9 protein-coding genes and 1 pseudogene are annotated in these 21346 nt (G+C 39.5%); all 10 read left to right on the plus strand.

Translation table 11 applies throughout. From position 1 onward, the window contains the following. Positions 1-512: 512 nt before the first annotated feature. The 10 genes and pseudogenes from NBH01_RS17520 (at position 513) to NBH01_RS17565 (ending at position 21323) form a co-directional block, all read left to right on the plus strand. The gene (locus NBH01_RS17520; RefSeq protein WP_074856153.1) at positions 513-3665 is read left to right on the plus strand and encodes a glycosyl hydrolase; all 3153 of its coding nucleotides are present in this window, start codon (positions 513-515) and stop codon (positions 3663-3665) included. 329 nt (positions 3666-3994) lie between these two features. Beyond that, positions 3995-6141, plus strand: a pseudogene (locus tag NBH01_RS17525) (TIM-barrel domain-containing protein). Between the two features lie 222 nt (positions 6142-6363). Continuing rightward, a complete protein-coding gene (locus NBH01_RS17530; protein WP_074856155.1) occupies positions 6364-8217 on the plus strand; it encodes a RagB/SusD family nutrient uptake outer membrane protein in 1854 nt (617 codons plus the stop codon). Positions 8218-8239: 22 nt separating this feature from the next. After that, positions 8240-8695, plus strand: coding sequence for a DUF5004 domain-containing protein (locus NBH01_RS17535; protein ID WP_225680373.1), 456 nt, complete (start codon positions 8240-8242; stop codon positions 8693-8695). A 17-nt stretch (positions 8696-8712) separates the two neighbouring features. After that, on the plus strand, positions 8713-9768 hold the full coding sequence (locus NBH01_RS17540) for a DUF4961 domain-containing protein (protein WP_074856159.1): 1056 nt from the start codon (positions 8713-8715) through the stop codon (positions 9766-9768). 51 nt (positions 9769-9819) lie between these two features. Then, entirely contained in the window at positions 9820-12945 is a 3126-nt protein-coding gene (locus NBH01_RS17545; protein WP_143919434.1) for a SusC/RagA family TonB-linked outer membrane protein, read from the plus strand. Positions 12946-12956: 11 nt separating this feature from the next. Beyond that, on the plus strand, positions 12957-14717 hold the full coding sequence (locus NBH01_RS17550; protein WP_074856287.1) for a RagB/SusD family nutrient uptake outer membrane protein: 1761 nt from the start codon (positions 12957-12959) through the stop codon (positions 14715-14717). A 6-nt stretch (positions 14718-14723) separates the two neighbouring features. Beyond that, complete coding sequence (locus NBH01_RS17555; protein WP_129655015.1) at positions 14724-17813, plus strand: SusC/RagA family TonB-linked outer membrane protein; 3090 nt, start codon at positions 14724-14726, stop codon at positions 17811-17813. Positions 17814-17835: 22 nt separating this feature from the next. Continuing rightward, positions 17836-19161: a DUF5005 domain-containing protein gene (locus tag NBH01_RS17560; RefSeq protein ID WP_074856164.1), complete on the plus strand. Its 1326-nt coding sequence runs from the start codon at positions 17836-17838 to the stop codon at positions 19159-19161. A gap of 173 nt (positions 19162-19334) precedes the next feature. After that, positions 19335-21323, plus strand: a complete 1989-nt coding sequence (locus tag NBH01_RS17565) for a sialate O-acetylesterase (RefSeq protein WP_074856166.1) — start codon at positions 19335-19337, stop codon at positions 21321-21323. The last annotated feature ends 23 nt before the right edge of the window (positions 21324-21346 follow it).

The following is a 21346-nucleotide window of genomic DNA, read 5'->3' on the forward strand; positions in this document are numbered from 1 at the left end:
TCGAACGATAGAAATCGCCAAGAAGTTCAAGCTGATAAGGACTAAAGGTCATGTCACTCTTTTTCATCTTTTATTCATTTTAGTTGATACTTATAGTAGTCAACCAAATCCAGGGTAAGACATCTACGTATTGTCTGATTACGGGAGATGGGAAATGGGATTGTAATGTGATGGCAACATTTGCCGTCACGTTGCCGTCACCTATTGCTGTCACGGACTTATTGGTTGATAACCATTGTGTTATCGCTGTCTGGTGACAGGTGATGGCAAATAATCGTTTTAATTCTCGTAGAAGAGAAGTGAGGTCATTCGATTATTTTTCATTTCTCTTTAGTGGTATTCCTGCTCTTGGACGTTCATAGTATATAGTTCAATAGATATTAGGTAAAAGATTAGGATTGGTGTTTGAAATTCTACAATATTCCTCCGGTTTGTTTATCCCCATTCTTTGTTAATGGCCGGAGGAGTTGCTGGAAATCCTCTGTTTTGACTAAAGTGAAAAATATGATATCATGAAAAATGTATTGGTAATACTTGCGAGTGCTGTGATTTGCTTTCTGTCAGGGTGCTCGAATGTGAAAGATGTGCCTTCGATAGCAGTTATTGAAAAAGGATTTCGTGAGATTCCTGATAGTATCCGGGTGGGATGTTATTGGTATTGGATTTCGGATAATATCTCCAAGGAAGGAGTGATTAAGGATTTGCATGCCATGAAGGAGGCGGGAATTACCCGTGCCTATATTGGCAATATTGATATAGGAGGAAATTCTTATGGAGACGTGAAGATCTTCACACCCGAATGGTGGGAAGCAGTGCATGCAGCACTGAAAACTGCAACGGAACTGGACATAGAAATAGGAATATTCAATAGTCCGGGATGGAGCCAGTCGGGAGGACCGTGGGTGAAGCCGGAGCAGAGTATGCGTTATCTGGCAGCTACCGATATGCAGGTGAAAGGTCCGCAAACTCTCTCGTATACAGTGCCCGAATACTCAGATTCCATGCAGCTGGTTCGTGTCATCGCCTACCCTGCACAAAGTAACGTGTTTAGAAAAGAGTGGAAAGTGCAACAGAAAGGATACGAACCGGTTGTCTTTGATATGCACCTTGATGAACCTCAGCCGATCCGCAGTTTTACTTTAACAACGAACAATTATGTATGGACGAAAGCCGAACTACAAGCGAAAGTCGGTGATTCTTATCAAACGATCCGGAAATTTGAGATAGATCGGACCAATGGTATGCGGTCTGTTGGATTTTTTACAAATGCTCCGGTCGTTCTATCTCTTCCTGCGACGAAATCCGGTGATTTTCGTCTCTTGCTGCATAAACCGATTAATTCTTATGGAGATATAGAAGCCACAGTCGCTCTTTCTACCGCGAAAATGGTGGAACGATATCCAGAGCAGTCTTTAGCGAAGATGTATCAGCGGCCTGATCCTAAATGGGACTCATATATGTGGGCTAAGCAGGACTGGTATAACGATTCGGAAGGATTTGTAATACCACAGGATAAGGTGACGGATCTGACGGCTTCTCTTTCGTCAGACGGAACTCTGACTTGGAATGTACCCGAAGGCGACTGGATTGTTTCCTGTCTGGAAATGAAAACGACCGGTGTGACGAATACACCTGCTACTCCTGAAGCTACCGGACTTGAAGTGGATAAGATGAGCAAAAAACATCTCAGCGCACACTTTGATGCCTATATGGGAGAAATCCTTCGCCGTATTCCCGAAGCAGATCGTAAGAGTCTGAAGATTGCCGTGCAAGACAGCTACGAGACGGGTAGTCAGAACTGGACCGATGATATGTTAGAGCGTTTCAAAAAGGTTTATGGATATGATCCTCTGCCATATTTGCCGGTTTTGTATGGTAAAGTCGTTGGTAATGAAGATGTGTCTTCACGCTTTCTTTGGGATTTGCGTCGTTTGATAGCCGATGGTGTTTCGTATGATTATGTAGGCGGACTGAGAGATATCTGCCATCAGCACGGACTTACTACCTGGTTGGAAAACTATGGACATTGGGGATTCCCCGGAGAGTTCCTGCAATATGGCGGACAGTCGGATGAGATCAGTGGTGAGTTCTGGAGTTTTGGTGATTTGGGAGTGATTGAGAACCGTTGTGCCTCTTCCTGCGGGCATATTTATGGTAAGAAACGTGTCTGGGCTGAATCATGTACGAGCGGAGGGCCTAACTTTACTCATTATCCGGGCAATATGAAAGCGCGAATTGACCGCTTCTTTTCTGAAGGAATCAATGCCTCTTTGCTTCATTTGTATATTCATCAGCCCTATGAAGATCGTAATCCCGGTGTAAGCGCCTGGTTCGGAAATGATTTTCATCGTAAAAATACGTGGTTCAGTCAGATGGATTTGTTTACTGACTATTTGCGGCGATCGAATTTCCTTTTGCAACAAGGTCTTTATGTGGCGGATGTTGCTTATTTCATTGGTGAAGATGCTCCGAAGATGACAGGTTCGATAGATCCCCAACTGCCTACAGGTTACTCTTTTGACTTTATCAATGCCGAAGTTCTTTTAACGAGAGCTACAGTGAAAGATGGCCGCTTGACTTTGCCTGATGGAATGAAATACCGTTTATTGGTGCTGCCTAATCAGAAATCTATGCGTCCCGAAGTCTTGAAAAAGATCAGTGAATTGGTACAGGCTGGTTTGGCTGTTTATGGCGATGCTCCCGAATACTCTCCGAGTTTGTCAGGTTATCCTGTAGTTGATAAGGAAGTACAACGGATTGGAAAAGACTTGTTTACTACTGATAACTATGGAACAGGAAAAGTATTCCATCGGGGCGTCGGCCTGCAGGAAGTGCTGGATAAACTGAATATCCGTCCCGATTTCTTCTGTAAAACGAATGCACCAGTCTTATTTATACATCGTACTTTGCTGGATGCAGAAATTTATTTCCTATCCAATCAGCAGGATAAAAAGATCACTTTCGATGGAGAATTCCGCGTTTCACAAGAGTTGTCACCGGAACTTTGGAGTGCTGCTACAGGAGAGATCCGTCGTTTGTCGGATTTTGAAAATACGGGAGATCATACCGCTTTGCAAATGGAACTGGAAGGAAATGAAAGTGTTTTCCTTGTCTTCCGCAAGAACGATAAAGCAACGGAAAAGAAAAATAATTTCCCAGTGAAAGAGACTGTCTATAGTGTAGATACTCCTTGGAAAGTCACTTTCGAAGCAGGTAAACGTGGACCGGAAGCACCGGTTGTCTGGTCTCAACTGACAGATTGGATGAATTCGGAAAATGATAGCATCAAATACTTCTCCGGACAGGCTGTTTACGAAACTGCTTTCACATTGGGAGAACTCCCGCAGAAGAGTTTGTATCTTGATTTGGGTCATGTAATGGTCATGGCAAAAGTGACTTTAAATGGACAGTATGTAGGTGGTGTCTGGACTTTCCCATATCGCCTGAATGTGACAGAATATCTGAAGAAAGGTGAGAATAAATTAGAAATAACGGTGGTCAACAATTGGCAGAACCGTCTTATCGGTGACCAACATCTTCCGGAAGACCAGCGTCCGACGTGGACGACAATTAATCCGTGGAAAGCTGATTCGCCCTTGCAGTCTTCAGGTCTGCTCGGTCCGGTGGAGATACAGGCTTTCGATTATGAAATAATTAAGCCTTAATGAATAGTCTCTATATGAGGAGTCACGCTCTGGGGAGAAGAATAAGTGATTCGGAAAACAACTTATTAACAGATAATTTTTCATCTTCATTTAGTGGTATTTTGGTACTGAACCGTTCTTAGTCTAAACGTGGTTTTTCATAGATTAAAGGTTAGTATAGGTATTTGATTGTTTTTTAGGTTTTTTCTTCCTCCGGCTAATGGTTTCTCTTTTTTTAGATGCCGGAGGAACCTTATGGTTATGTTGGTAAATAGGTAGATACTTTTTTAAAGTAAGAAGTATTTGTTTTCAGCTAGTTAATTTAGTAGATCAAAAAGTAGAAGATAAAAATGAAAAAGAATCTGTCATTGCTATGTCTTATAGCTATGCTGTTTGAAGTGCATACCGCTTTTGCCGGTGATGTGAAGACGGAAAAAGTCACATTAGTAGGAACAAGAATTGTAGAATTTGTCCCTGAAGGCTATGATGCCTCCCGAACTCCATCATTAATGTTGGTACGTGAACCGAAGAAAATTGGAGAAGTACCGCTGAATTGGACCTTGATATCACAATTTACATCAGTTGACGGTAAAGCTAACGCTTCATTGAATGTGCCTGCAGGAACCAGTTTGTATGGAGGCGGTGAGGTGACAGGTCCACTGTTGCGTAACGGGCAGAAAATCAAATTATGGAATACGGATAATGGAATGTACAGGGTAGACGGTGGTTCACGCCTGTATCAAACTCACCCATGGGTATTAGGAGTCCGTCCCGACGGTACAGCTTTCGGAGTTTTGTTTGACAGTTTTTGGAAAGCGGAGTTAATTACCAATTCTGATAAAATAGAATTCAATACCGAAGGAGCTCCCTTCCGTACATATGTGATTGACCGCAAAACTCCACAAGAAGTATTAAAGGGGCTGGCTGAATTGACAGGTACTATTAGTATGCCTCCAAGATGGTCACTAGGGTATCATCAATCACGTTTCTCCTATGTACCGGAGGCTAGAGTAAAAGAAGTAGCCGATACATTTCGTGAGAAAAAGATTCCATGTGATGTGATTTGGTTTGACATCAATTATATGGATGAATTTCGTGTATTTACCATCAATAACAGAGACTTTCCCGATCCTAAGCGTATGAATGATTATCTGCATGGCAATGGATTTCGTTCTGTTTATATGATAGATCCTGGAGTGAAAGTAGACGAGAATTATTATGTATATAAAACAGGGAAAGAGCAGGATGTATTTGTACGTGATGCTTATCGTAATGAATTTCATGGTAAAGTATGGCCGGGTGATTGTGCTTTTCCCGACTTTACGCGTCCCGAAACACGTACATGGTGGGCAGGTCTTTATAAAGACTTTTTGGCTAATGGTATAGATGGTATCTGGAATGATATGAATGAACCCTCTGTTTTTGACGGGCCTGGCGGTACAATGCCGGTGAGCAATATTCATTTAGGCGGTGGAAACTTGCCTACAGGTACACATCTGATGTATCATAATGCATATGGAAGATTGATGGTAGAAGCGTCTTATAATGGTATTTTGGCAGCTAATCCGGATAAACGTCCTTTTGTACTTTCACGTTCCAATATTCTTGGCGGACAGCGCTACGCAGCAATGTGGACGGGAGATAATGAAGCTACTTATGAACAAATGAAACTATCTGTTCCAATGTCTATCACTCTCGGACTTTCCGGGCAACCGTTCAATGGTCCGGATATAGGTGGATTTGCTGGAAATACAATTGCTGATCTTTGGGGACATTGGTTGGGATTCGGTGCATTTTTTCCGTTCTCTAGAGGACACGCTTCCTGTGATACAAACAACAAAGAACCTTTTGGGCATTTATTAAGGATATATAGAGAGAGTCACGTATTGCATTAGAACGGTGCTATCGTTTGATGCCTTATATTTATACCGCTTTTCATACAGCTCATACAGACGGACAGCCTGTTATGGCCCCTGTCTTTTTCGCCGATCTGAAAGATCAGGCACTGCGTGCTGAAGAACAAGCCTTTATGTTGGGCACTGATATACTGGTAGTTCCTGCTTTTGCAAAGAATCCCTCTTTGCCGAAAGGTATCTGGGAAGAGCTGTCTTTAATTAAAGGTGATACAAAAGGAAAATATCAATCGACATTGAAAGTGAGAGGTGGTGCTATTATTCCTGTTGGCAAAGTGATTCAAAACGTAAATGAAAACTCATTTGATCCGTTGACATTGATTGTTTGTCTAGATAATGAGGGCAAGGCAGAAGGTTCTTTGTATTGGGATAAAGGTGAAGGCTGGGAGTTTCAGAAAGGAGATTATAAGCTATTTTCTTTTGAAGCTGGACTGCAAGACGAGCATCATTTGACTTTGAAACTGGTAGATAGTAAAGGAACTGGTCGGATAGATCTGGGCGTAATAAAAGTGGAAGTATTACATAAAGGTAAACTATATAAAGGCAGTGGAACTTTAGATAAAACTATTACAATTAAAGTCTGATTGTATGTAATAGCGTTACAGCATTTTTAAAGGATTTCAATAAAGATATATTGCAGACCACAAAAAATGCAATTTTGTTTAGTGGTATCATGTTCTTTAATCGTTCTTATTGAAAAATTAAAATAAATATGTAAATGCAATCTAATAAAAAAAACTAATAATAATGAATATTACCGTTCACAGAGTTTATAAACGATTTATTAACTGCTATTTCTATTGTATATGAAAAGCTTATTTTATTTATTTTTACCTATTGCAGGTGTATGGTTGTTTTCATCTTGCGCTAATTTAGAGCAAGTTGAAACGACGGATCTTGATCGGGAATCTGTCTTTGCAGATAGTGCATATACGGCAGGGTTCCTTTCTCAAATTTATGTAGATGTTGGTTATGATGTTAAGCCCAATCGATACGCAACTAATGCTTTCGGGGTAACCAAGGAACATGGAGGTTTACAGACCGCTTGTGACGAGGCTGCCTATAAAGTTGTCTCTGATGTGACTAATGATGTGATGTTTGCTACTGGGACTATTAATTCGCTTAATGTATTGGAAGATGATGTTTGGAAGAAGGCGTATACTAATATCCGAAGGGTGAATTTATTTATGAAGTATGTAGATGGTGCTCCGTTACTTGAATCTACTAAGGTTCAGTATAAGGCGGAAGCCCGTTTCTTACGTGCATGGTATTACGCAATGATGTTACGTCATTATGGTGGAGTACCTTTGCTTGGTGATACCATATATGAGGTAGCGGATGATATGAAAACAAAGCGTGATACGTATGCTGATTGCGTGAAATACATTGTAGATGAATGTGAGTTGGCTGCGAAAGATTTGCCTGTTGTATTCAGCGGTATGAATAATGGACGCGCTACAGCCGGAGCATGTAAGGGACTGATTTCGCGTATTCGTTTATACGAAGCTAGTAAATTATTCAATGGTAGTGATTTTGGTATATCTACTAGTTGCCCAAAAGAATTGGTTGGTTATCCTGAATACGATAAAGAACGTTGGAAAGCAGCTGTCGATGCAGCTCTTGATGTGATAAAGCTGAACCGTTATGCCATTTATATACGTCATATAGAACATGGTGGATATCATCAAGGAAGTCCTGAACCAGGTTGGGGCTTTTATGCAATCTTCCATAACAATGACTTTGGTACAGTGACGGATGGTGATGGGGTGACTTACCCGAATGGATCCTATTGTGAGGCATTGTTCGAATGTAGACCAGGTGAAAGTAATCATCGTGAAGCGTTGTTTGGACCTCCTACTTGCGGTGGTAATGGTAATGGTGGTTATATTTATCATGATTTAGTAGAACAGTTCCCAATGAAAGATGGAAAACCAATAGGAACTAGCAGTGAATATCCTTATGATCCTTTGAACCCTGCAGAAGGCCGTGACCCACGTTTTGCCAATACAGTTGTTTGGAATGGTAGTGTAATGATGAGTGGAGGTGATAAAGACCACGTCGTCTATACTCATAAAGGGGTGGGGGCGACTACCGATGCTTTTGGAAGTGGTACGCCGACTGGATATTATATTCGTAAATTTAGTCATCGTCAATTGGCGGGCAATTGGTTTGTAGGTACTTCTCAAGCGTTTGACCTGATTCGCTATGCTGAGATTTTGTTGAACTATGCAGAAGCGGTCAATGAATATTATGGTCCGGATCATGAAGATGTTTTAGGCGAATATACTATAAGTCCTTTGGCAGTGTTGAAGTTGCTTCGTGAGCGCGCCGGAATCGATGCTGGAAAGGATGGCAGGTATGGATTAGCGGAAGACATAGATAAGGATTATGTGAAAATGCGAGATGCTATTCGCTTGGAACGTCGTATTGAACTGGCTTTCGAGGGACATCGTTTTTTTGACGTGCGCCGTTGGATGATTGCTGAGGAAACTGAAAATAAGCAGATGCATGGATTCGAAATTACGAAAAGTATAACAGAAAAAGGTAAGAAGGTTCCGGTACGTAAACATACCTTCCGTAAAGCAATGTATTTCCTTCCTATTCCTTATAAAGAAACGGTGAAATCTGACGATTTAGTACAAAATCCTTATTATGAATAATTTTAAGAAATAGAATATAGGTATGAAATTAAATATGCGATTTACAATAGGGGTTTTCTTTACATTGGCAATAGCTGTCAGCTCTTGCGATACGTTTAAAGACGAAATAACCCCTGACAATTATTCAGAAGTAGCTAAAAAAATAAATGCTAACTGGCAATTGTCGGCTGTTTCTAGAAATGGAATAGACATTACGGACATGATGGATTTTACGCGTTTCCATATTGTGCTGAATGAAGATAATACATACGAGATAGAAAATTATTTACCTTTTATTGTGAAGGCTAATGGTAGCTGGAGTGTAGATGATCCCATATATCCGTTTCATCTTCTTCTTAAAGAAAATGGAACCGAGGAAGAAGTGAAAACACTTATTGGGTTTCGAACAGTGGATGGAAAACGTCAGATGACCATCACTTTAAGTCCGGGATGTCATACAAATAAGTATATCTATACTTTTAAGCAAGTAACAGAATAACGTATTAAAGTAATTTTATGAAAACGAATATCAAAAAAAATAGGATTGCTTGGGTAGGGAGTAGCATTCTGATGGCGCTTGTTGTAGTCGGATGTGTTTATCTTGATAAAGTTAATATCAACCAAGGCACGGAAGAGAATCCCATTTATTGGACAAAAGCAGGAGAATTTGCAACTTTTACTATTGATGCGCATATCGAATGTGCACAAGATCAAACGAGAAAATTTCTTATGGCAATCTTAGTTCCGAAAAGTTGGAATGCACGTGAGAATACGACAGTGACCTATACGGCTACTGGTAAGGAAGATGGAGTAACCCCGTTTCCCATGTCACCTGTTGATCCCCAGTTAGTACCTAAAAATGTGGATGTACCTTGGTCGGAAGTGTTGAGGGCTGAATATGGTGTGGGCACCAATGTATTGAACGATATGGAATGGGTAGCCTTTAGTACGAATAAGATCTATACAATGCTTGAGCATGAGAACGCTACTATCAAAATAACGTTGAAATGTAAAACCGGACCTAAAAATCTCCGTTTTAAGCCTGCTTTCTTTATTAATTTTGCGGAAGACGACTTTCCTGGAGATGAAAAATATAGAAAGTATGTATCTAGTAACGAATGTTTCGAAGTGGTAGAAGGGGTAGGAGAAGTAACAGATTTCTGTGCTTTTCACTATAATAAAACTGAACCATTGGCTGCATTGCAAGATGACTTTGTGACATTCACTTTTCTAGGTGATACATATGAGAATGAACTTAAGGATGCTGACGCTGTCTATATGGAAGCTACAGCATATACTGATAATGGAAATACGTATGAAGTAAATGAAAAGAGTGCAAAATCATTAATGCCTAAGGAGGAGAGTGCTGTCAGTAATACCTTTAATTTAACAATTTGGCCAGCTGAATATTTTGGTATTCCAGAGGGGGAAACAATAACTCGTATTGAATACATATTCACAAACAAGGACGGTACACTTAATATTACGCGTACTGATGATAAAATAGCTGCAGAAGGGGGAGAGGCAGAAGGTGAAGAAGAACCTTTTATCTGCGAACTTGCCTGTGAATAAAATCATTAGGTGCTTATTCTTTTTATTAATGCTAAAAGAAAGATAAATTATATGTATAATATAGTAACTAAAAAAAGTGGACGGTTTTATTTTGTATTGCTTACTATGGGTATGCTTTGGGGAATAATGATATCTCCGAAAGTATTTGCACAGAAAGTAAGTAATGCTAACATTACTGGTAAGGTGGTTGACCAATATGGTAATCCGGTTTCGGATGTAACGATCACCATGAAAAATAGTGATTTTAAGGTTGTAACAGGGACTGATGGAGTTTTTTCATTTCAAATGAAAAAAGGAGATGTATTGCGTTTGTCGCATCCGGAGTTCATTCACAAAGAAGTCAAGGTTAATAAGTTGAAGAATACTGAGCGTGTATTCAAGGTAACATTAAATGAACAATTTATTAAAAATAAGGAAACTGTTAGTGGTCCTTACGAGTCTAAAAATAAAAAAAACTTTTTAGGATCTGCTGCTACTGTGTATACGGATGAATTGTCATCTATGATGGGGACAACGATTCTGCCAGCCTTACAAGGTCGTATGGCAGGTTTGAATGTTAGTCAATTTGCGGGAGCTCGTGCACATCAGATTGCTGCTAATTCAAGAAATGATCTGGCTGGTAGCATCCCTTTGTTTGGTGAAGGATTTTATAGTGACAACACTGAATTCAGCGTCGGTTCGCGTGGTAATGCTCCGATAGTGGTTGTTGATGGTATCCAAAGAGAATTATATTCACTCGACCCGGAAGCAATCGAGTCGGTATCTATCCAAAAGGATGCATTGTCATCAATGTTTTTGGGTATGCGTAGTTCGCGTGGTGCTTTACTGATTACGACTAAAGAACCTATAAAAGAAGGTTTCCAATTGTCCTTTACGGGGCGTTTTGGAGTACAGAGTGCATTGAAAACTCCTAAACCTTTATCGTCTTATCAATATGCATATCTGTTGAATGAAGCATTGCAAAATGACGGAAAGGATCCGCTTTATTCATATGATGACTTTAATAAGTTTCGTATGCATTCTAGCCCATATACACATCCTGATATAAATTGGTTTGATGAAATTTTGAATAAAAATGCTACTACACAGGCATATAACCTAAATGTGACAGGAGGTAATAAAGTTACGCAATATTTTGTTAGTATAGGTTATCAAGGTGAAAAAGGATTGTTTGCAAATCCTACAGATGGCGATGCGCATGATACTAATTTATCATATTCACGTTATATGATTTCTTCAAAAATAAACATTAACATTACTGACGACTTTACAGCAAAAGTTACTTTGCTTGGTCGCGTGGAAGATGGTAATCAGCCTGGTGTATCTTATGGAAGCTTGTTAAATTCTATTTATAATACTCCTAATAATGCCTATCCTATTAAAAATCCCAATGGAACATGGGGTGGTAATAAAACATTCGATAATAACTTGGTGGCACAATCAATAAACTCAGGTTATATTAAGGATAGCGCACGAGATATGGTAGGAGGTGTTAACTTGAAATACGATTTTGGCAAATTTGTAGAAGGTCTGTCGGTTCGTATGGTGGGTAATGTTTCTATTCAGAACCGTTCGTATGTTCAAAGAAGTAAACGTGCTCCGGTATATGCTTATGGATTTGATAAAGAAGGGAAAGAAATTTATACTTTGCATGGAGTCACAAATACGCAATCTAATTTCTTTAATTCTGTGACTAGTTACCAGCAGATGTATGGTCAGATTGCCATTGACTATAACCGGCGTTTTGGAAAGCATGGAGTAAAAGCCACTTTAATGGGCGATACTCGTCAAACATTGGTTAACTATGATTTGCCACAGTTACCTTCCAATATTATAGGTGATATAGCTTATGATTATGCAGAGAAATATTTTGTACAGGCTGCTTTGAGTGAAAGCTATTTCAACCGCTATGCTCCGGGCAACCGCTGGGGAACCTTCTATGCGTTCGGTCTTGGATGGGATATAAGTAAAGAGAATTTTATGGAAGATGCTGATTGGTTAAATCAGTTAAAGATACGCGGAACATTTGGTAAGACGGGTAATGGTATGGATAACTCTGGTTATTATGGATATCAACAAACCTTCTCAAGCAATGTAGCAGCAGGTTACCCAATGGGAACGAACTTGGGTGCGGGAAATCTTACAATGGAAAATACTCCATTGGCAAATCCGTACTTGACATGGGAGAAAGCGTATAAGTTGAATGTAGGTGTTGATTTATCATTGTTTGACAATCGTTTGAAACTGGCTGCAGATTATTATAATGATAAATATTTTGATTTGTTGCAAAGCAGAGGTAAGAGTATCCAGTTAATCGGACAATACTATCCAGCAGAAAATATAGGTAAGGTGCGTCGTTTTGGTGGAGAACTCTCTGTGACTTATCAAGATCGTGTGAACAATTTCAATTATTATGTTTCCGCTAACTGGAGTTGCGATCAAAGTAAATTGCTTTATATGGACGAACAGTATGTTCCGGAAGAATATTTGCGCCAGACAGGTCGTCCTGTAGGAGTAATGTACGGATTGGTAGCCGATGGATTTTTTACCTCCAAAGAAGAAATCGAAAATAGTCCGGTAATCGAAGGATTTAAAAATATTCAGCCGGGTGATGTCAAATACAAAGATTTGAATGGTGATAAAGTGATTAATGAGTTTGACCGTACTGTAATTGGCGGTGATAAACCGTACTCTTACTTTGGAATTGATTTGGGCTTTGAGTGGAAAGGATTGGAATTTTCTATGCTTTGGCAGGGAGCTTATAACCGTGATTATTATTTAGGTGATGTGACTTTGACCGAAGGTTTCCAACAGAATGGTCAGTTTTATGGTCAGGCATATGAAAATATGTTGGGACGCTGGACTCCGGAAACTGCTGAAACAGCCACGTTACCAAGACTGACGGCCGGTGGAAATAATTATAACCGTGGTAATGGCTGGAATTCTTCTTTTTGGTTACGTTCCGGAAACTATATCCGTTTAAAAAATATCAGCTTGGGATATAATCTGCCCGATTCATTCTGTCGTAACTACTTAGGTGGTTTGCGTGTAAAACTGTTTGTTAACGGACAAAACTTGTTTACGAAGTCTGCGTGCGATTTAGTTGATCCGGAAGTTAGTTTCACAAGCTATCCGTTGCAACGTTGCATTAGTACAGGTATTAATATCAGATTTTAATGAATTATTGTATGGTACGAAATAAATATTTAACATTTTTAGGTGCAGGCTTGTTGTTCATGGCTTCGGCTTGTAACGATGGATATGAGAAAGAACCGGTGGAGCAATTTACACTTGATTATTTGTTTTCCAGAGTTGATTCGGCTGGTGTACAATCCAGACGATTTCTGAACAATATCTATTATGAACATTTATATAGTGGATACAATCGGGTAGACGGTGATTTCTTGGATGCTGCTTCGGATGATGCTGTCTCCGTCAACAATAATGACCCGGCTGTTTATAAATTGCTAATGGGACGCTATTCGGCATTGACTCGTGTGACAGATATGGAATGGAGTGAATATTATCAAGGAATTCGTAAAGCAAATATCTTGATTAACAATATTGATGTAGTTCCTTTCAATCTGAAATATACAAATGCGTTGGGAGAGGTAAAACCTTTGAACTATACAATGAAGGCGGAAGCTCGTTTTTTGAGAGCTCATTTCTACTTTGAATTAGTGAAACGCTATGGCGGTGTTACTTTGGTGGGAGATCGGGTATACGAATTAAATGATGATATGGAACTTCCTCGAAATACATTTGCTCAGTGTATTGATTATATTGTTCGTGAACTGGATGAAATAAAGAATGACCTTCGTTCATTACCGATGCCGGATGGCGGCGATTATGCACATACACCTACGAAGGAGGCTTGTATGGCAATGAAAGCTAGGGTGTTGCTGTATGCAGCTAGTCCTTTATTTAATGAGAGACCTATAGAACCAGGGAATGAATTGATAGGATATGCTTCATATGATCCGGAACGATGGAATTTGGCGGCTCAAGCGGCTAAGGAGCTAATTGATGAGTTTGGGCCTAATGGTAAAAAAACGCTAGATTTGACAGCTGATTATCGTAATATATTTACAGAATTCTATAGCTCAACGGGTAATCCGGAATTGATATTCTTTCGTCCTATAGGTAAAGGAAAAGGTCTTGAAACGGCTAATGGTCCATTGGGATTTTCCGGAAATGCTTTGGGATATGGAAACACTAATCCGACACAAAATTTAGTGGAATCATTTCTAATGAAAGATGGAAAAACTCCGGGTAATAGTACAAAATATAAATATAATGCGAATGATCAATATAGAGATCGTGATCCTCGTTTGGAATTAACAGTATTGCATCACGGTTCTTTTTGGTTGAATACAGAACTTCAAACAAACTTCGGTGGAGAGAATAATCCTACAGGGGCAGAATATAGCCGAACTAGCTATTATATATCTAAGTTTATGAAAGATTATAAAACGCGAGGTGATTATGATGGTGAAGCATTACATCTGTGGGTGATGTATCGTTATGGAGAAGTATTACTGAACTATGCTGAAGCATTGAATGAATATCAGTCGGCACCTTCACAAGAAGTATTTGATGCCATTATTGCATTGAGGAAACGTGCGGGTATCGAAGAAGATGATAATTGTGGTTTGGGAGCATTAGAGTCGATGAATAAAACAGATATGCGTAAAATTATTCAAAACGAGCGACGTATTGAGATGGCTTTTGAAGAACAGCGCTATTGGGATATCCGTCGTTGGAGAATAGCTGAAGATATTTTCAAAGCACCTCTGGAAGGTTTGAATATTCAAATTGCCGGTGCTGTAACGACTTATCATAAAATAAATGTACTGTCAGCTACATTTGATGTGAAGCGTTACTTCTATCCTATCCCGTACTCGGAAGTGATAAAGAATAAAAATATGGTTCAAAACCCGAATTGGTAATATGTTATGAAAAGAATACTTTTAATATTATTAAGTATAAACCTGTTTGCGTTTGCCTTTGGACAATCGATAACAGTAAAAGGAAAGATTTCTTCCACTGATGGTGAACTGCTTCCGGGAGTAAATGTAAAAGTGAAGGATGCGACAATTGGTACAATTACGGATTTTGACGGTAATTATCAGTTGAAGGTAAACAAGGGTGAAGTGTTGGAATTCACTTATATTGGCTTTAAGAAACTTGCGATAAAAGTCGGAAATCAACGAGATTGGAATATAGAGCTAACCCCGGACTTAACTAATCTTGATGAGGTGGTGGTGGTAGCTTATGGTAAGGCTAAACGTCTTACGATGACTGGTGCCGTAAGTGGTATACAAGCACGTGAAATTCGTAATGTACCGACTAGTAGCTTGCAGAATGCATTAACTGGGAAACTGCCGGGATTTTTTAGCCAACAACAATCTGGACAGCCGGGTAAGGATGCTTCCGATTTCTTTATTCGTGGTGTGAGTTCATTGAATGCGGATGGTAATAAGCCATTAATTATAGTGGACGATGTTCAGTATACGTATGATCAGTTGTCGCAAATCAATGTGAACGAAATCGAAAGTATATCTATCTTGAAGGATGCTTCTACGACAGCCATCTATGGTATTAAGGGTGCTAACGGTGTGTTGGTGGTGAAGACTCGAAGAGGAGAACAAGGGAAGCCTCAAATCAATGTACGTTTGGAAGGCGGTATGCAGATTCCAGTGCGTACTCCAAAATTTTTGGACTCATATAATACGGCCATTCTTGTGAATGAAGCTTATGAAAATGATGGTATGCCCAGACCATTCTCAAAGGCAGATGTGATGGCTTTCAGAGATCATACAGATCCTTATGGACATCCGGATGTAAATTGGTATGATGAGATTTTTAAGAAAAGCGCTTTTCAGGAGAATGTGAATGTGGATATTTCCGGTGGTTCTAAAAGATTGAAATATTTTGTTTCTGCTGGTTATTTTACACAAGATGGTATGGTGAAAGACTTTGGAACGAAGGATAGTGGAGTGAATTCTAACTATTTTTACCGTCGTTTTAATTATCGTACTAACATTGACTTTGCTGTGACGGATAACCTAAGTATGCGTTTGGATATATCATCGCGTTTTATGAATATCAATGAACCTTGTAATATGAATGCAACAGGTGAAATTTACGACTTCTCAAAAATGCATCCTTATTCAGCTCCGGTATTGAATCCTGATGGTTCTTATGCTTATCTCAATGATACAGAAGGGTATAAACCAACCTTGAATGCTCGTTTGGCAAATGAAGGTTATAAGCGTACCCGTCGTAATGATAATAATATTCTGTATGGTGCTACTTGGAAAATGGATTTCCTGACTGAGGGACTTTCTGCCAATTATCGTTTGGCGTATTCAAGTGTAGATGAAAATCATCGTCAGGCAAACCGATCTCAATATCCTACCTATCATTACGATTCGTCAACTAATGGATATGTAATTAATCCGAATAAGGTGTATGATTATGGAACGTTTTCGGTGACCAGTGGTACGGATAAGGCTACCAAAGATTTGAATATCCAGGCTTCGGTGAACTATGCTCGTGTATTTAATGGAGGAGATCACGACATCAGTGCTATGTTTCTGTACAATCTTCAGACTACTACAGTAGATAGAGATGGGCTTGTATCAGCGGCTGTTCCCAGCAACTTTGAGGGATATACCTTGACAATGGGGTATAAGTATAAAAGCAAATATTTGATTGATCTCAATATGGCTTATAACGGAACCGACCGTTTCGGCAGGAATAACCGTTTTGGATTCTTCCCTGCAGTGGGCGTTGGTTATGCCATTTCGGAAGAAGACTTTTTTAAGAACGTAGATTGGCTGGCAGATAAAGTGCAACTTTTGAAAGTGAGAGCCTCTTATGGTCTGGTTGGTTCGGATGTGGCAGCAGGTAACCGTTATTTGTATGATCAGGTATATCAGAAGGGTGATGGTTATTCCTTTGGTGATTATCCAAAATTCACAGATGGTTATAAAGAAGGGGATTTGGGAACTCCTAATGCTACTTGGGAAAAGGCAAAGAAGTTTGATATCGGTTTGGATATGAACTTTTTAGATAAGTTCTCGTTTACTATCGACTACTTTTTAGATAAACGTTATGACCAATTGGTGACGAGAAATGATGTTCCGTTGGTTCTTGGTATCGGCTTTTCTCCGAACAATATAGCTAAGACAACTAATCAAGGTTTTGACGGGCAGATTAGCTATCAGGATCGTTTTGGTGATTTTGATTTTAATACAAATTTAGTTTTCTCTTATGCAAAGAATAAAGTCGATTATAAGGCTGAAGCTCAGCAGAGATATCCGTGGTTGGCAGAGACCGGAAAACCATTGAACCAGCCGTTTGGTTATAAATGGATTGGGTATTATACTCCGGAAGATGTTGCAAAGATACAATCTGGTGCTTCAGATGCCCCGGCAACTCCTTATACAGATATCCCAGTACAAGCCGGTGATTTGAAATATGCCGATTTAAATAATGATGGAACGATTGATGATTATGATAAAGGAGCTATTGGTAAACCGAACTTGCCTTCTACTACTTTAGGATGGTCGTTTGGTGGATACTGGCGAGGATTTAGCTTCAATGTATTGTTCCAAGGTTCATTCGATTATAGCTTTGCTATTAATGGTACAGGTATTGAGTCGTTCAAGAGTCAGTTCCAACCTATCCATACCAGTCGTTGGACATTGGAACGCTACCAAAATGGTGAACAAATAGATTTCCCGCGTTTGACAACCAATCCTTCTACAATTAATAGTGCCAGTACCTATATGTCAGATTTCTGGCTGATTAATGCTTGGTATATTCGTTTGAAAACAGTCGATTTGGGATATCAACTTCCAAAGAAGATATTGCCGAAAGCTATAGACAATATTCGTTTCTATGTGAATGCTTACAATTTGTTGACATTTACAGGTTATGATAAATATCAGCAAGACCCTGAAATTAAAACAAATACAGCAGGTGATGCATACATGAATCAACGTGTTGTGAATTTAGGTGTGCAATTGACATTCTAATTAACTGATAAAAGATATAGTTATGAATAAATATAAAGTTGGAAAATTCTTAATACTTCCTTTGTTGTGTGGAACATTTGAAGCTTGCGACAAATTCGAAGCCTTTCCTTTGGAATACAAGAACACTCCACAGGATGATGCAGTGGAAAATGTATTAAATTCTATAGATTCGGCATGGGAATTGGAACTATTGGAGTGTAATGATTATGTGGTGGCTTTTAAAGATAAGAAATACGATAAGTTATTTACTCGTACTTTAGGATGGAATGGAGGGGATGGAGTGCTAACGACTCAGTTGCCTGATGGAAATACCTTTTGGTCATTTAATGATAGTTTTTATGGAGTTGTAGATGGAGAAACCCGGTCGCGTGATGGAAATAAAGTAAATTTCCCACGTAACACTATAATGGTACAAACACCTGGAGATAAGGAAGAGAATCTTGTTTGGTTAGCTGATTTTATTCAGACTACTGATCCTGATGGCCCGCGCTATTATCAGGCACGTACTCATATTCGTCATCCGAAAGCATCTAAAACAGATGAGCAGATTCAGGACGGAGATATTGATCAAGACTGGTTATATTGGGCTGGCGATGCTACAGTGTATAATAATCAATTGCAAGTTCTTTGGAATGGAGTGGATAATACAGATGAAGAACATCTGATGAGACATGAAGGCATTTGTCTGGCTACTTATAGTTTAGAGGGAAAGCCGGGTGATGAAAGCTATATGAAACTCATAAGTGCGAATCATCATTTTAATGATGCTGATATTTATGGATATGGTTCTACTATGTATGAAGATGAAGACGGACATATTTATTTGTATGGTTCATATAATAATTATGATGTTATAGTTGCACGTACGGCTACACATAGTTTAGATAGTCCATGGGAATATTATGTGTGCAATGAAGAAGGAGAATATTCTTGGCAAAATACTTATCCAACTCAGGAACAAGTTGCTCTTTCGAAAATTCAGGCAGAGGATTGTAGTATGCCTTGGGTCTTTAAGAAAGGAGATAGCTATTATATGGTAGCACAAGCTAAATGGTTTGGACGTGAAATGTATATTTTCCGGAGTGATAAGCCTTATGGCCCTTTTGTAGATCGTAAAACTTTATTTGGATTTCCGAATACTTTGGATAAATTAGGGGTACAGACTTATGGTAATTTGTATATGGTGAATTTACATCCTCATTTGTCGCGGGAAGGTGAATTAGTATTTTCTACTAATACGGATCCTGCTGATGGCTTTGGAGGGAATTTTAATGCAGTAGGTAGTGCGGATCTTTATCGTCCTTATTTCTATCGTGTATACAATTGGGAAAAGCTTTTTGAGGAATAAATTCAATGGGTATTAAAAAAGAGGATTGTTTCTTGACTTAAACAGTGAGAAATAATCCTCTTGCTGTTATTTGAAAATATAAAAAAATAAAGAGATTAGTGGTAAATGCTCTTTTATTCGTTCTTATACTAAAGATCTTGTTATTTGATAAAATGTATAAAGTATAATCTGAAATGAACAAGTTATTTACGTTTTCATTATTCTGGTTATTGTGTGCGACTGGTATTGCGGCACAAGTAAAACTATCTCCGATATTCTCGGATAATATGGTGTTGCAGCAGCAAATAAAAGCTCCTATATGGGGTGAAACTAAACCTTATAAAAAGGTAGAGGTTACTACTTCCTGGGATCAGAAAAAGTATAAGGTACAAGCTGACCCTCAAGGGAAATGGAAGACGGAAGTCGTAACTCCGGTAGCCGGAGGTCCTTATAGTATCACTATTTCTGATGGAAAAAAGGTGAAACTTTCTAATGTGATGATTGGGGAAGTCTGGGTTTGTTCCGGACAATCCAATATGGAGATGCAAGTAGAAGGTTGGGGGAAGGTAATGAATTATCAGCAAGAGAAGGAAGAAGCGGAGAATTATCCGAATATCCGGTTCTTGTTGGTTGAGAAAGCAACAAGTCCGCAGCCGATAAATGAAATCAAGGTTGCAGAAAACGGCTGGCAGGTTTGTTCCTCAAAGAGTGTAGCCGACTTTTCTGCGGCAGGTTATTTCTTTGGACGTGATCTGCATAAATATCAGAATGTCCCTATTGGTTTAATTGATACTTCTTGGGGAGGTACGTATATAGAGACATGGACAAGCAAGGAAGCGCTAGCAACCATGCCGGATATGCAAAAAAAACTAGACGTACTGAATGGACTTCCGATAACAAAAGAAGACCGGGAGAAGAAGTTCCATTCGGATGTGGAAAACTGGAAAAAGGATGTTGCGAAGATTGATAAAGGATTTGTAAACGGTGAAGCTGTGTGGGCAGCTACAGGTCTGGAGGATTGTGCGTGGAAAACGATGAAAGTTCCAGGTCTGATGCAGGAGCAGGGATTAGAAGGCTTTAATGGTATTGTCTGGTTTAGAAAAACAATTGATATTCCGGCTAATTGGACTGATAAAGAGTTAACTTTGAATGTAGGTGTGATTGATGATAATGATTTCACCTACTTCAATGGTGTACAAGTAGGTCATACAGAAGGATGGATGGCACCCAGAAGCTATAAAATTCCGAAAGAACTGGTGAAAGGCGGAAAAGCTGTGATTGCCGTACGTGTAATGGATACCGGTGGTACGGGTGGTATTAATGGCAGCCCTGAGAGTATTTCACTCCATCGTTCTGAAACAGATGCAGTTCAGTTGGCCGGAGACTGGAAATATCAGATTTCTTTGAATATTAAAGATATCCCGCAGATGCCGGTTAATACGGCAAATGAACCGAATGTTCCTAGTTTCCTGTTTAATGCAATGTTGAATCCTCTTATCCCATTTGCTATTAAAGGAGCTATCTGGTATCAAGGAGAAGCTAACACAGGACAGGCATATCAATACCGTGAATTGATGCCGTTAATGATAAAAGACTGGCGGGATCGCTGGGGATATGACTTCCCGTTCTATATGGTACAACTAGCTAGTTTTACTGCTCAGCAAACTGCTCCTGTAGATGCAACCTGGGCAGAATTACGGGAAGCTCAGACGCAAACCCTGCATCTTGGGAATACCGGGATGGCTGTGACAATTGATATAGGCGATGCTTTCGATATTCACCCGAAGAACAAGCAGGAAGTAGGAAGACGTTTGGCGTTAGCTGCACGAGCGCAGACTTATGGAGAGAAAATTCCATATTCCGGTCCTATGTATGATACATATCAGATTGAAGGCAATAAAATACGTATTTACTTCAAACATACGGATGGTGGCTTAAAAACTAAAAACAATGAAATTCCGAAAGGATTCACTATTGCCGGTGTCGACCATAAATTTCATTGGGCTGACGCTGTGATTGACGGTAATTCGATTGTCGTTTCTTCTCCGGAAGTTGCTTTTCCGATAGCTGTACGTTATGCCTGGGCAGATAATCCAATCTGTAATTTATATAATGGGGCTGATCTTCCGGCATCTCCGTTCCGTACGGATGACTGGCAAGGGATTACTTATGGCAATAAATGATCATCGCTTCCTGGCATTTATCA

This window comes from Bacteroides sp. B1-V-101 (assembly GCF_023656585.1).
In the GTDB taxonomy this organism is placed as follows: domain Bacteria; phylum Bacteroidota; class Bacteroidia; order Bacteroidales; family Bacteroidaceae; genus Bacteroides; species Bacteroides thetaiotaomicron.

Coding starts and splice junctions, on each gene's coding strand:
- NBH01_RS17535 (WP_225680373.1), top strand. CDS start 8,240: ATGAAATTAAATATGCGATTTACAATAGGGGTTTTCTTTACATTGGCA.
- NBH01_RS17540 (WP_074856159.1), top strand. CDS start 8,713: ATGAAAACGAATATCAAAAAAAATAGGATTGCTTGGGTAGGGAGTAGC.
- NBH01_RS17565 (WP_074856166.1), top strand. CDS start 19,335: ATGAACAAGTTATTTACGTTTTCATTATTCTGGTTATTGTGTGCGACT.
- NBH01_RS17530 (WP_074856155.1), top strand. CDS start 6,364: ATGAAAAGCTTATTTTATTTATTTTTACCTATTGCAGGTGTATGGTTG.
- NBH01_RS17545 (WP_143919434.1), top strand. CDS start 9,820: ATGTATAATATAGTAACTAAAAAAAGTGGACGGTTTTATTTTGTATTG.
- NBH01_RS17550 (WP_074856287.1), top strand. CDS start 12,957: ATGGTACGAAATAAATATTTAACATTTTTAGGTGCAGGCTTGTTGTTC.
- NBH01_RS17555 (WP_129655015.1), top strand. CDS start 14,724: ATGAAAAGAATACTTTTAATATTATTAAGTATAAACCTGTTTGCGTTT.
- NBH01_RS17520 (WP_074856153.1), top strand. CDS start 513: ATGAAAAATGTATTGGTAATACTTGCGAGTGCTGTGATTTGCTTTCTG.
- NBH01_RS17560 (WP_074856164.1), top strand. CDS start 17,836: ATGAATAAATATAAAGTTGGAAAATTCTTAATACTTCCTTTGTTGTGT.